Below are 13,150 nucleotides of genomic sequence, written 5' to 3'. Positions count from 1 at the left end.
TGATGTTACGCCTCGGTGAACTATTGTTCAATAGTTCTTATTTTCAGAACAACTGAATCTTCCGCAGGCACTCGCCCATCTTATCGACAGCTACAGGATGAGGCCGGCTGATCCGGTCCGCCAGGCGAGAAGTAGAGAGTCACAGGAGATTTGAAATGAGCAAGCTTACAGGTAAGGTCGCAATCGTTACGGGCGCATCGAAGGGTATTGGCGCCGCTATCGCAAAGGCATACGCCGCAGAAGGCGCATCGGTCGTTGTCAACTACGCTTCCAGCAAAGAGGGAGCGGACAAAGTCGTCGCCGCCATCACCGCTGCCGGTGGCAAGGCAGTCGCAGTAGGCGGAGACGTCTCGAAGGCCGCTGAAGTACAGGGCATCATCGACGCCGCCGTCAAGAACTATGGCAAGATCGACATCCTCGTCAACAACTCCGGCGTCTACGGTTTCTCAACCATCGAAGAGGTCACCGAGGAGTCCTTCCATAAGCACTTCAACATCAACGTGCTCGGTCTTCTGCTCACCACGCAGGCAGCGGCGAAGCACATCAGCGCTGGAGGCAGCATCATCAACATCGGCTCTGTCATTAGCCGCCTCAACCCTGCTGGCACCGTGATCTACACGGCGACCAAGGGTGCAGTCGACTCGATCACCGCTGTGCTCGCGAAGGAACTTGGACCCCGCAAGATCCGCGTGAACTCCATCAACCCCGGCCTCGTCGAGACTGAAGGCACGCATACTGCCGGCGTCATGAAATCGGACTTCGAGACCGGCATGGTTGCGCAGACCCCGCTCGGCCGAGTCGGAGCCCCTGACGATATCGCGAAGGTGGCTGTCTTCCTCGCGTCTGACGACTCCGGTTGGGTCACCGGCGAGTTGGTAGGTGTAGGCGGCGGTCTGTAATCCAGTCTGCCGACCTGCGGGTGTCCGTTCGCAGGACATCCGATTCACCAATCATGGCACCGGGAACGCTTTACAGCGTTCCCGGTGCCTTTGTTTCGTAGGCCAAGAATATTCCTGAAGATTTCGTTGCTTTCCGGTCTGCGATGCGATAACGTCTCGCGACTCGACTTTTCTGTTCTGAGCGCACGTAGCGAATCGGGGCCCACGGAAATCAATCTTTGGAGGTATTCATGCGTTTCAAACTGGCAGCGGCCATCTTCCTGGCGTTATCGCCTCTGTTCGCTGTAGGACAGAGTTCGAATGACGATCAACTCTCGTCGGGTTTTCTTCTTAACGGCCATATGCGATCCATGCATAGTAGTCGAGCGGACGGTGGCAGCATCGGCGGCCGTTCCAATGGAAGCCTGCTCGGCATCGACACCATCCCGAACTGGAGTGGATCATTTTATTACCCGGGCGCGGACTCCAATAACTTCGCCCAGTATGCGTGGCAGTACACGATGGTGGGAACCAGCCCCTTCTCATCGGATCGCGACTCAAAGCATGACGACGACCGGGATGGATCGGGAGATCGCAAGACACTCATTGGTGCTCCCATTGTTCCGGTTAATCTCGATTTGAGAAACTACGATGGCTCGCCCCGTTACGTAAACGGCCAGCGCCTGTACGTGGATGCAACACAGTACGCCGTACCGGTTCTGAAATCCCCTGTTTTCTCAAACACCTACTACGATTCGAGCGAGCGTCCCACGCAGTTTCCCGACGCCGTTCAGCGAGCGGAATTCTTCAAGAAGGCCGGTGACGACTGGCATACTCTCCTCGTCCCCAGAATCGTTACGCCGCGCACCATGGTGCTTATCCGCGGAACCTATCGTTATGCCCTCAACTCCGACGGAAGTTGCTGTGCGTACGTTTTGATTGACGAGGGTGCCTTTGGCAATGCTCTTTTCCCGGCAACCGCCTCCGATACTTCAACTCCCGTAGGCGCGGCCGAGAACTCCGGCGAGTTCAAGACAACGGAGATTGCAAGCTTCCTCTTTCCCAATGCCTTCCTCTACGCAAACGGCGACCCAAATCAATGCTGCGTCATCGGGTTTCACTTCTACGATGTAGAGCCCGGCGGGCCGTCGAACGGAAACCGGGAGAAACGGTTTGTCCTGAACTACTCGAGTTGGGTTTCGCCGGGGCTATTCGGTTCTTCCTTCCAGGACATTACCGCCCTTAGCCATGAGATGAGCGAGACGTTCAATGATCCTTTCGTGAACAATGCGACTCCCTGGTGGCTCTCGCCCAATGGCAACTGCCAGAACAATGAGGAAGACGGCGATGTGATCGAGGGCCTGCCGAACGCCGAAATCGCCATCACTACCAACGGCACAACCTACCATCCGCAGAACGAAGCCTTGCTGCAGTGGTTTGCCGGCGTCACGCCGTCTACTGCGATCCACCACGCCTATAGCTACCCGGACACCACAGTCCTTACGTCAGCCTCGGTCTCCCAGTTAGCTGGGTGCACCGGGCCGCTGCCGTAGGTCGCGCTCAAGCCTTGGCAGAGTGTCGGCGCGATCCGTCGCGCAGGCGCTCCGCCAAGTCGAGGTCCATCCCGCACTGTGAATCTTTTGATGTATAGGGAACATTCCGGCACGATCCATGGTCTAAGCAAGCAGAGCCGTATCCGGAGACCCACCCTTGCGCGCACCCCTCGTTCTCCTTGCTTTCGCTGCCTCTGTCTTCGCCCAAACGAATCTTCAAGTCCGTAAGACTCTTCCCAAGTCGGAAGCCCACAGTGGGGAGCTGCCTATCACTCGCGTGGCGCTCTACAAAAATGGTGTCGGTTTCTTTGAGCACGTCGGCCATGTCATCGGCGATCAGTCGGTGACCATCGACTTCACCTCGCCCCAGTTGAACGACGTGCTGCAATCGCTGACTGCCATCGACCTGAACGGTGGCAGAATCTCGGGTGCTGGCTACAACTCGACCACTCCACTCGACCAGCAGTTGAAGACGCTCCCGCTAGCGCTCAATGGCGATCCCTCCGACGTCGACTTCTACAATGCCATTCGAGGTGCCCGCGTCTCAGTGACCGGAGTGGGAGCGGGGATCACGGGGCGGCTCCTCTCGATCGACCTGCGCGCCGCAAAGTCGAAGGACACGGACCCAAACGCGACCTCCTCCAATGACGATCGCCGCTTCGTCACTGTTATCTCCGAATCCGGACAGGTCCGCACCGTCGAACTCACTCCTACCGTCTCCGTCGCGCTGCTCGACACCGCGCTGCACACCGATGTGACTCGCTATCTCGAACTCCTCGCCAGCACCCGCAACCAGGGGCTGCGTCATCTGACGCTGCTTGATCGGGGCACCGGCTCACGCGAACTCCGCGTCTCCTATATCTCCGAGGTTCCGGTCTGGAAGTCCACCTACCGCATCCTCTTCTCGCAGACCGCCGCTGGCACCACCACCGATGCGACGCTGCAGGGATGGTCTGTGGTCGATAACACGACTGGTTCTGACTGGACCAACGTTCACCTCGACCTGATCGCGGGTGCTCCGCAGTCTTTCATCCAGCCTCTATCGACGCCCTATTACACGCGCCGACCGGAGATCCCGCTTCCGGCGGAGGCCCAATTGAGCCCGCAGACGCATGAGTCGGGAGGCATCACGCCCCAGGATGCAGTCGCTCCAGCGCCACCCCGGGGGGTGGCCGAAATGTCCAGCACCGTTGAGGTGAACGGGCCGCCGATGGCCATGGCGGGGCCGATTCCAATGTCCAAGCGCGACCGCTTTTTCGGCGGCGGTGTGGGCAGCGGCAGTGGTAACGGGATGGGGCCTGGCTCAGGTGGCAACACCGGTGGGGGCATCTTCCGGCCAGGGACTGGGGCTGTGAGCTACGAACAGGCGGCCACCAACTCCAACTCCCCGCAAACCACAACCTCTGCCTTCGACGACTTCTTCGAGTACTCGCTCACCGACCCCATCACCATCCGCAAGAACGAGTCCGCCCTCGTTCCCATCCTTCAAACCAAGCTTCCCATCGAGCGCGTCACCCTCTGGTCTCCGTCAGAGCCCGTCGCCCTCCGCGCTCTCTGGATCACCAACTCCTCGAACCTCACGCTCGATCGTGGCAGCTTCTCTATCGTCGAAAACGGCAGCTTCGGCGGTGAAGGCCTGCTTGACCCGATCCATCCCGGCGAGAAACGGCTGCTCTCCTACGCAGCGGACCAGGCCGTCCGCGTCACCACTGACCACACCAACAACACGCGCCGCGTCATCCACCTCACCATCAAGAACGGCATGCTCACCGAGTCATCCACGGACGTCGCCGAGGTCGAGTACCTCGTCCGCAACGCCGCTCCCGATGCGCGCCTGGTCATCGTCGAGCAGCCCGTCCGTCAGGGCTGGACCCTTGACTCTGACCCCAAGCCGGCCGAGACTACGCCCACCGTCTACCGCTTCCGCGTTGCCACCAAGCCGCAGGAGACTGTGCATCTGCACATCGGCGAGCGCCACACCAACTACGAGTACATCCGCCTCGTCGACCGTTCCATTGAGCAGATCACGCTGCTCATCAAGAACGCCAAAGCCAGCCCCGCTGTCCTCGCTGCGCTCCAACCTGTCTTCGACATCCACAACAAGGTGGTGGGGCTGGACGAACAGATCCGCGCCCGCGAGGCCGATGTCGCTGAGATCGCGAAGGATCAGGACCGCCTTCGCGAAAACATGAAGGCCCTCAAGGGCAGCGCTGAAGAACGCGACCTCCTCAAGCGCTACACCGGCGGACTTAATGCTCAGGAAGATAAGCTCGCCGCATTCCGTAGCGAACTCGCTACGCTCCACGCACAAAGGACCGCGGCCGATGCGGAGTTCCAGGCCAAGCTCGGCGCTATCGATATCGACGAGGCGATTTAGCTTCGTCGATCGTTGAGTCTGAGCGGATATCGCTGCCCTGCCGCTAACTCTACGGTAGTCGTCTCTCCGCTCCCGGCAACTCCTGCGATCTGCGTCCCTTTGGGTACACGGATCGCGTGCTTACCGGGCCGCGTTGCGAAGAGTTCTGCAACGACGAGTCGGCCTTCCTTCCAGCGAAGAGACACCTCCACGCCACCCCGCGCCCTGAGGCCGCGCACGCTACCGTCCTTCCACGCGGCGGGCAGCGCAGGTAACAGCGAGATCTCTCCGTCATGCGATTGCAATAGCAGTTCAGCCATGCCGGCGGTCGCGCCGAAGTTGCCATCGATCTGGAAGATCGCGCCGCCTTCCGCTGGATGCGTATCGAAGAGGTTCGCCCCCGTGCTGTGTTCCATGAGCAGCTTCAGCGACTCCCATGCCTTATCGCCATCCTCAAGCCTTGCCCAAAGGCAGATCGCCCATGCACGACTCCATCCCGTGTAGGCTCCGCCGTGATCCAGCCTGCGTTGCAGGGAAGCCCGAGCCGCAGTCGCTAGTTGAGGGTTGTTGCGCGGCGTGATCTCCGCCCCCGGATAGACAGGGTAAAGATGCGACATGTGCCGTTGATCGGGTTGGTCTTCTTCGAAATCGACAGACCATTCCTGTAGTTGATTCCAACGGCCAATCTTGTACTCGGGCATGCGCGCCTCGGCGGCGGCTAACTTCGCGGGGAATGCCGTATCTATGCCTAGTATCTTGCTTGCATCCGTCACCGTCGCGAAGATCTGCCTGATCACCGCAAGGTCATAGGTACATCCAGCGCTCGTCATCGCTGCCTTGCCGTCGGGTGCGCGGAACGTGTTCTCGGTCGAAAGGGAAGGACACGTTGTGAGTTTGCCCTTGCCATCTTCGATCAGCCAGTCGAGGCAGAACTCCGCAGAACCTCTCAAGATTGGATATGCGGCCTGAAGGAACGGCTTATCGCCGGTAAAGAGGTAGTGCTCCCATATGTGCGAGCACAGCCACGGTCCGCTCATCGCGAAGTTCGCCCACGTCGCATCGCCAAAGGCCATGCCCACCGGTGCCGACTGCCGCCAGAGGTCGATGTTATGGTGCGAGACCCATCCCTTCACGCCGTAGTTGATCCGCGCTGTCTCCGCGCCATTCTTACTTACATCCGCGATCAGGTCCATCAACGGCAGAGCGCACTCCTTCAGATTGCAGGTCTCCGTGTGCCAGTAGTTCATCTGGATGTTGATGTTCGAGGTCCAGTTGCAGCTCCACGGCGGACGCAGGTCCGCGCACCATATGCCTTGCAGGTTGGCCGGCTGCGTGCCCGGACGTGAACTCGCGATCAAAAGATAGCGGCCCAGGTTGAAGTAGAGCGCCAGCAGCGATGGATCGGGATTCTTCGGGAATGCGAGGACCCGTTTGTCCGTAGGTAGAGCGGGAGAGTTGATCTCCTTGCCAAGATCGAACGCCACTCGTCGATAGAGCTTGCGATGATCCGCCATGTGCTCGGCCACCAATCCCGCATAGCCCTTGGCCTTTGCTGCCGCGACAGGCTCACTGGCCTTTGCCAACACTTCTTCCAATGGCATGTCCGGAGCACTGCCATAGCCCTTGTAGCCCGTAGCCATACCGATGAAAATCAGCACGCTATTTGCGTCCTCGATCACGAGGCTACCGTCCGGCTGCGGCTTTATCGTACCTCCGATGGTCGTGGCCTCAAGCGCCGCGACGAAGTGCATGCCCTCGCTTTCAAGCTCGCTGTATCGAATGGGATTGTCTGAGTTGACATAGCCGGGGATCGACTCGCTGGGTGCCTTGCCGGTCAGATGAATTGCGCCTCCGCTCGCGGTGCTTGTCGCGTGAAGCAGGCTCTTCAGGCGGATCGTGGCCGAGATGCCCGCTCTTCCATCGCTCGACAGCCGAACCGCCATCACCTGCGCGGGCGCGGAGACGAAGCTATCGCGCCGGTATCGCCTGGCTTCAACCTCGTAGCTCACCGTGCCAACCGCTGAATCGAGATCGAGTTCACGGCGATAGTCCGTCACCGCATCGCCATGCTTCATCTCAATCTCGAGATCGCCCAGCGGTTCGTACGACTGGCCAAACGGCCCTTGCATCTGCTTCATCTCTTGATCGGCAGCATGGTAATCCTGATTCTCAAGCACTAGCTTGCGCACCTTCGCAAGGTGAGCCGGCGCATCAGGGTTGTTCCATGTTCCAGGCCAGATCGACGCGCCGGGTCTCTCCGTATCTTTGTAAAACTCAAACTTACCCTTGCCGCGAGGGAAGCCCGACCACAAGGTGTCTTCGTTCAGCGCAATGCGTTCCACCTTGTGGTAACCGTAGACCATGCCGCCTATTCTTCCATTGCCGATAGGCAGCGCATCGGCCCATTGCGCCGCAGGCTCGGTGAACCAGAGGGTCTGGTTGGTGTCGGGATGCGTCTCTCTCGTCTCGGCGAGCAGGCTGACTTTGCTCGATGCAAGGGCGGTGCCGGCAAGTGCGAGAAACGTACGTCGAGTGGGCCTAAGCTTCATTCAAAACTCCATGTTCATGGTCGGGGAAAGTAAGTTCAGGTTTCCTTCGGTCTGGGCGCGAAGAAGCCGTAGAGTGACACTCCGGCGAATCCCGTAAGCGGCACCAGATAGCCCAGCGCAAGGCTGCCTGTCTGCCGCGCGATCGCGCCAAGGAAGAGCGGAAAGATTGCGCCGCCAACGATTGCCATCACCAGCAGCGATCCCGCCAGCTTGGTGTTTGGGCCAAGTCCCTTCAGGCCAAGCGCAAAGATCGTCGGAAACATGATCGACAGAAAGAAGCTCGCCGCGACGATGGCATAAGCTCCCAGCATCCCCGGACGAGTAACGGCCAGCCCCATCAGCGCCACGTTGATCAGCGCGTAGAGCCCGAGGATGCGATTCGCCGCAACATACTTCATCAGCGGAGTCGTAGCGAAGCGGCCAATGGACATCACGATCAGCGTCGCCGTAAGGTAGTGCGCCGCACTCCGCTCGGTCACCGGTGTGTATTGCTTCATGTACGGAATCAGGTTGCTCCACATACAGATCTGCGCGCCGATGTTGAAGACATTCGCGACCACAGCAAACCATAGCTGCGGATAGTGAATCAACTCGGCAAAGCTTCCGGTATCCTCGCCGCCGCTTCCCGGGCCTGCGTTGGGATCGCTCGAGACGACGGGAAATTTCATGCGCGAAAGAAGCAGCGCGAACAGCAGCACCGCCGATCCAAGCGCAAGATATGTCGGCACGACGCGCATGATCTCGCTATGCAGATAGCTCGCGTACGTTCCTGCCGCCTTCATCTTCGCAACCTGCGCTGAGGTCAGCTCGACTCCCGAGAAGATGAACTGCCCGCCAATGATCACGCCGAGAATCGTGCCCGGAGGATTGAACGACTGCGCAAAGTTCAACCTGCGTTCGGAGGTCTGCGGCGGACCGAACTGCGCCATAAAAGGATTCGCCGCAGTCTCCAGCACCGAAGCTCCACAGCCTACAGCGAACAACGCGATCAGGAAAGGAATGTACTGTCCACTGACGGCGGCTGGCCAGAAGAGCACCATTCCTGAGCCGAAGAGCACCAGCCCCATCACCATGCCGGTCTTGTAGCCCCAGTGCCGCATGATCAGCGCCGCTGGAATTGCCATCACGAAGTAGCCGGTGAAGTTCGCGGTCGAGACAAGTTGCGCGCTGAACGGCGACAGCTCGAATGACTTCCGGAACTGCTGCACCAGGATGTCCGTCAAGTTATTCGACATGCCCCAAAGAAAGAACAACACCGTGACGAGAACGAACAGCGCGATCTGCTCTGGAAACACCGGTATGTTGCGCGTGTCTGATTTTGACTGCGTCGAGGGTACTGCTGCCTGCATGTGTGTTCCTCTGAGCTAAGACGAATCCAGCCTACTCCAGGTCACATCTCCTGTTTGGGGCTACATCTCCACCATGATCTTTGTGAACTTACCGGGGGCGGCAGACCACGCCGCAAGATAGCGCGCTGCCTCGTCCATAGAGATGATTGCACTCACTGCATCTTCAACTGGAAACCGCCCAGCTTCAAGCATCGCGATCACTTCGCGGAAGTCCTCCGGCAGAGCATTGCGGCTGCCCATAATATCGAGCTCCTTCTGAACGAACAGTCGAGTCTCGTAGGCGACAGGCTCCTTCGCGTAGCCGATATAGACGACGCGCCCGGTAAAGGCGACCTCTTCCACCGCAGCTCGAAACGTAACTGGAAGCCCAATCGCCTCGATCATCACATCGGGTCCGCGGCCTGCGGTGATCTCCTGCAGCCGCGCGTGCAGATCATCCTTGCCAGTGTTGATCGTATGCTTCGCTCCAGCACGGCGAGCGGTCGCCAGCTTCACATCGTCCATGTCAATGGCGATCGTCTCAGCACCGCGAAATGCTGAAGCGGCAATCGCTCCGAGCCCAACGCCGCCGCAGCCGAAGACTGCCACGGCATCTTCGCGAGTGACGCGTCCGCGCGCGGCAGCATGAAATCCCACCGTAAGCGGCTCGACCAGACACAGCTCCTTGATCGAAAGCTTCGCCGGATAAAGCTTCTCGCGCGGAACACGGATGTACTCTGTCATCGCCCCGTCGCGCTGTACCCCCATGGTCTCGTTGCGCTGACAGGCATTCACGCGGCCACACAGACACGCCGGACAGATACCGCAGCTTGTATACGGCGACATGGTGACAGCCGTACCGGCGGCAAGATCGCCACCAGCCTCAACGACTATCGCCGCGACCTCATGCCCAAGGATGCGCGGAAACTGCACCATCGCATTGCGTCCGCGATAGGTATTCAAGTCGGTGCCGCACATGCCCACCATCTTGACTTGCAACAAAACTCCATCGCCGCTTGTGAGTTCGGGGATTTCAACCACCCCGGCGATCTCCGCCGCTTCGACTCGGAATGCCTTCATGGACGCGTCGCTCCGCCAAAGGAGATGCGGAACGCACAGGCCGGAGCCTCCGTCGGCTTCGAGGGAAGCTGAATATGCAGGCCATCCGTCTCCTGTTTGAATGGCAGCGCAGCATCCGATCCCAGCAGATGTACAGCTTCGATCTTTCGCATCTCCGGTCTACCTGCGGCGCTTAGCGTCTTCACCACGGCCTCATTGCCAGAGGGCCATGCAAGCTCAATCGCGAAGAGATCGCTGCCCTTGGTCGTGAAGCGGAAGTCCTCCGCCGTGTAGTTGACCGTGTCCGTGTCGTGGAACGAGCCGGGCTGCACCTTGGTGGGGCCTTCGCCATAAGTCGTCCAGGCACGCGTGCCATAGATCGCATCTCCATTGACCTTCAGCCATGCGCCCACGCCCAAAAGTGTTTGCTGCACTTCGTTGGGGATGGTGCCATCGGAGCGTGGTCCAATGTTCATTAGCAGGTTGCCGTTCTTGCTCACGATGTCGACAAGCTGGTGGACGATGAAACCGGAGGTCTTGAACGTGTCGTTCTCAATGTAGCCCCAGCTCTTATTGCTCACAGAGGTATCGGTCTGCCAGTAGGTCGGACGGATATCGGCTAATTGACCGCGCTCAATATCGAGCACGCCCGAGTGTTCCTCCATCGCTTTGAACTTGAAGTTAATCAGGCCCTGCTGACCGTGCTTCGCGCTTTCGTTGTAGTAGAAGGCCGCAAACTTCGCGAGGTAAGGCCGTACCGAAGCCTGCCCGATCCACCAGTCGTAGTACATGATGTCGGGGTGGTACTTCTCGACGATCTCTGCTGATCGCGCGAGCCAATCCTCGGCATACTTCGGGTTCACATAGGTCCAGTCGTCGTCTAGTTCGGCTCCGCCAGGCTCGGTAACATTCTTCTTCGCAACCTGCGCCGGCCCATAAAACATGGCGTACTTCGGATCATTCACGTCTGACGGTTGCTCGCGTCCGCCATCGAGGAACCAGTCATGCTCCACGCGATGCGAGGACGCTCCCAGGTGCAGGCCCTCCGCGCGAACCGCCTTCGCCAGGTCGCCGACAAGGTCCCGCTTCGGTCCCATCTTCGCCGCCGTCCAGTCGGAGAGCCCGCTGGCATACATCGTGAAGCCGTCATGGTGCTCGAAGACCGGAACGACGTACTTCGCGCCGGAGTTCTTGAAGAGCTCCGCCCATGCCTGCGGGTCGTACTTCGCCGCCGTGAACTTCGGAATGAAGTCCTTGTAGCCAAACTCCGTCAGCGGCCCGTAGGTTGCGACGTGGTGCTGGTTGATCTCGCTGCCCTTCCGGTACATCTCGCGCGGATACCATTCGCTGCCGAACGCGGGCACGGAGTACACGCCCCAGTGTATGAAGATGCCGAACTTGGCGTCCTTGTACCACTCCGGCACCTCGAATCCCGAAAGCGAGTTCCAGTCCGGCCTGAACTTTCCCTCGTGTCCTTCGCGTTCTACATCCGCCAGCAGCCGGTTGCGCTCGCCGTCGTATTTGGAGCTTGCCTTGATCCAATCTTCCGCCAGAGCCTCGGGACGTTCGGAGGCCGTCGTGGCCGTCGCCTGCGCCTGAAGCTCCGTCGAGCACGGAGCTGCGGTTGCAATTAGCAGAAGAAGTAAGGAGAGATTGCGGGTCAGCTTCATCATAGGCGTACCTTTTTGTCGGAAGTTAGCCAGACAACTATAGAGACACTCACGCACTTTTGAAAAGCAAAGGTCTGACCAATAATCGATTTAGCCTTGCCGACACACTCTGTCACCACGTACAGTTCCAACAAGTAAAAAGGTCATGCAGGAGAGCCGCTGAATGAGGTTGCGTCAATGGATGTCCCGGAGTCAGGGTACGTTTCTCTCGGTTGCAAGCGCAGTCATGTTGATTTCAAATGCTGGCCCGCTCCCCGCAGAGGTCGTACTTCCGCACATCCTCTCCGACCACGGCGTCCTTCAGCGCGAAGCTCCAATCCACATCTGGGGCTGGGCTTCCTCGAATGAGAAGATTCAAGTTGAATTTCACGCCCAGAAGCGGGGCGTCACCGCGAACCAGTATGGCGAATGGGGCCTCTGGCTCGCGCCTGAGTCCGCCGGTGGTCCGTTCACTCTCAGCGTAAAGGGGCAAAGCGGGACACCCATCGTCTACTCCGACATGCTGGTCGGAGACGTCTGGTTCGCCTCTGGCCAGTCCAACATGGAGATGCCACTGAAGGGCTTCGGCGCCGACACCCTCGTGAAAGACGGCGACAAGGAGATCGCAGGCGCAACCAAGCCGCAGATTCGCCTCCTGCTCGTCGGGCACAAGACCGCCAGCTTCCCGCAGCAGGACTTCAATGGCACTTGGACCCAATGCACGCCCGAGACCGCGAAAGACTTCTCCGCCGTCGCTTACTTCTTCGGCCGCGAGATTCAGCAGAAGGAGCACGTCCCCATCGGTCTCATCGACTCAACCTGGGGAGGAACCCCAGTTGAGGCATGGGCAAGCTTGGATGCGCTTGCAGCCGATGCCTCACTGACGCCCGCCTTCGCCTCATGGGCAAAGTTCTCCGACGGCCAGACCCGTCTGACATCGATTGCGGCAGAAGAGAAGCGCGAAGACGCCGCCGCAGAGGCTGCCCATCAGCCGAAGCCAAAACACCCGTGGCATCCCTTCCCGGAGTCCTGGGAGCCGGCGCAGCTCTACAACGGTATGATCGCCCCAGCCACACCGTACACCATCAAGGGAGCGATCTGGTACCAGGGTGAGACGAACAGTCCGCCGGAGCGCGCCCCGCTCTACAGCAAGCTCTTCTCGACTATGATCCACGACTGGCGTGAGCGGTGGAACCAGGGCGCTTTCCCCTTCCTCTATGTCCAGATTTCGAGCTTCAACTCCCCCGGCGAGAACTGGGGACTGCTCCGCGACCAGCAGCGGCGCACGCTCTCCGTCGCCAACACCGCCATGGCGGTCTCCCTGGACTACGGTCTCGCCGATAACGTTCACCCACCAAACAAACAAATCGTCGGCGGCCGGCTCGCGCTCGCTGCCGAGGCGCTCGCGTACAACAAGCCTGTTGAATACTCCGGTCCTGCCTACCGCACGATGACGGTCGAGGGATCGAAGGCTCGCCTCTACTTCGACCACGCAGGCACCGGCCTCAGCGCGAAGGGAGGCAAGCTGGTCGGCTTCGAGATCGCAGGCAAAGATCACAACTATGTGCCTGCGGAGGCCGTCGTCGAAGGCCAGAGCGTTCTAGTGTCAACCGATGCTGTCGCCGAGCCCGTATCCGTACGTTACGCTTGGCAGGGCTTCACTTCCGCCAATTTGTACAACTCGGCAGGGCTTCCCACGTCCACCTTCACCACTGAACCGAGCTACTAACTCAGGAACTCCGGTACATTTTTTCATTGTGCTTTGAGAGCAAGCGGTG

At 59.5% G+C, this 13,150-nt stretch carries 8 protein-coding genes; 4 read left to right on the top strand and 4 right to left on the bottom strand.

Annotation, left to right across the window (positions count from 1 at the left end):
- The first annotated feature begins 155 nt into the window (after positions 1-155).
- The 3 genes from HDF16_RS08960 (at position 156) to HDF16_RS31215 (ending at position 4,808) form a co-directional block, all read left to right on the top strand.
- Positions 156-899, top strand: a complete 744-nt coding sequence (locus HDF16_RS08960) for an SDR family NAD(P)-dependent oxidoreductase (protein WP_184215647.1) — start codon at positions 156-158, stop codon at positions 897-899.
- Between the two features lie 230 nt (positions 900-1,129).
- The gene (locus HDF16_RS08955) at positions 1,130-2,431 is read left to right on the top strand and encodes a hypothetical protein (RefSeq protein WP_184215645.1); all 1,302 of its coding nucleotides are present in this window, start codon (positions 1,130-1,132) and stop codon (positions 2,429-2,431) included.
- A gap of 157 nt (positions 2,432-2,588) precedes the next feature.
- Positions 2,589-4,808, top strand: coding sequence for a hypothetical protein (locus tag HDF16_RS31215; RefSeq protein ID WP_184215644.1), 2,220 nt, complete (start codon positions 2,589-2,591; stop codon positions 4,806-4,808).
- On the opposite strand, the gene HDF16_RS08945 is transcribed toward HDF16_RS31215, so the two are convergent.
- The 4 genes from HDF16_RS08945 to HDF16_RS08930 are packed head-to-tail and all read right to left on the bottom strand — an operon-like array spanning position 4,805 to position 11,396.
- Complete coding sequence (locus HDF16_RS08945) at positions 4,805-7,336, bottom strand: glycoside hydrolase family 95 protein (protein ID WP_184215642.1); 2,532 nt, start codon at positions 7,334-7,336, stop codon at positions 4,805-4,807. The genes HDF16_RS31215 and HDF16_RS08945 overlap by 4 nt on opposite strands.
- A 35-nt stretch (positions 7,337-7,371) precedes the next feature.
- On the bottom strand, positions 7,372-8,685 hold the full coding sequence (gene fucP, locus HDF16_RS08940) for an L-fucose:H+ symporter permease (RefSeq protein ID WP_221312612.1): 1,314 nt from the start codon (positions 8,683-8,685) through the stop codon (positions 7,372-7,374).
- A gap of 60 nt (positions 8,686-8,745) precedes the next feature.
- Positions 8,746-9,744 (bottom strand): zinc-binding alcohol dehydrogenase family protein, encoded by a 999-nt coding sequence (locus tag HDF16_RS08935; RefSeq protein ID WP_184215640.1) that lies wholly within the window; start codon positions 9,742-9,744, stop codon positions 8,746-8,748.
- Positions 9,741-11,396, bottom strand: coding sequence for an alpha-L-fucosidase (locus HDF16_RS08930; RefSeq protein ID WP_246408907.1), 1,656 nt, complete (start codon positions 11,394-11,396; stop codon positions 9,741-9,743). Before HDF16_RS08930 ends, HDF16_RS08935 begins: the two co-directional genes overlap by 4 nt.
- Positions 11,397-11,556: 160 nt before the next feature.
- Between HDF16_RS08930 and HDF16_RS08925 the strand changes: the two genes are divergently transcribed.
- Positions 11,557-13,101: a sialate O-acetylesterase gene (locus HDF16_RS08925; RefSeq protein ID WP_246408905.1), complete on the top strand. Its 1,545-nt coding sequence runs from the start codon at positions 11,557-11,559 to the stop codon at positions 13,099-13,101.
- The last annotated feature ends 49 nt before the right edge of the window (positions 13,102-13,150 follow it).

This window comes from Granulicella aggregans, from assembly GCF_014203275.1.
Taxonomy (GTDB): domain Bacteria; phylum Acidobacteriota; class Terriglobia; order Terriglobales; family Acidobacteriaceae; genus Edaphobacter.
Note: the sequence above shows the minus strand (reverse complement) of the source record. Positions and strands in the feature narration are given on the sequence as shown.

Bases quoted from the DNA above. Each gene is read 5' to 3' on its own strand.
- HDF16_RS08960 (WP_184215647.1), top strand. From the start codon at position 156: ATGAGCAAGCTTACAGGTAAGGTCGCAATCGTTACGGGCGCATCGAAG.
- HDF16_RS08955 (WP_184215645.1), top strand. From the start codon at position 1,130: ATGCGTTTCAAACTGGCAGCGGCCATCTTCCTGGCGTTATCGCCTCTG.
- HDF16_RS08945 (WP_184215642.1), bottom strand. From the start codon at position 7,336: ATGAAGCTTAGGCCCACTCGACGTACGTTTCTCGCACTTGCCGGCACC.
- fucP (WP_221312612.1), bottom strand. From the start codon at position 8,685: ATGCAGGCAGCAGTACCCTCGACGCAGTCAAAATCAGACACGCGCAAC.
- HDF16_RS08935 (WP_184215640.1), bottom strand. From the start codon at position 9,744: ATGAAGGCATTCCGAGTCGAAGCGGCGGAGATCGCCGGGGTGGTTGAA.
- HDF16_RS08930 (WP_246408907.1), bottom strand. From the start codon at position 11,396: ATGATGAAGCTGACCCGCAATCTCTCCTTACTTCTTCTGCTAATTGCA.
- HDF16_RS08925 (WP_246408905.1), top strand. From the start codon at position 11,557: ATGAGGTTGCGTCAATGGATGTCCCGGAGTCAGGGTACGTTTCTCTCG.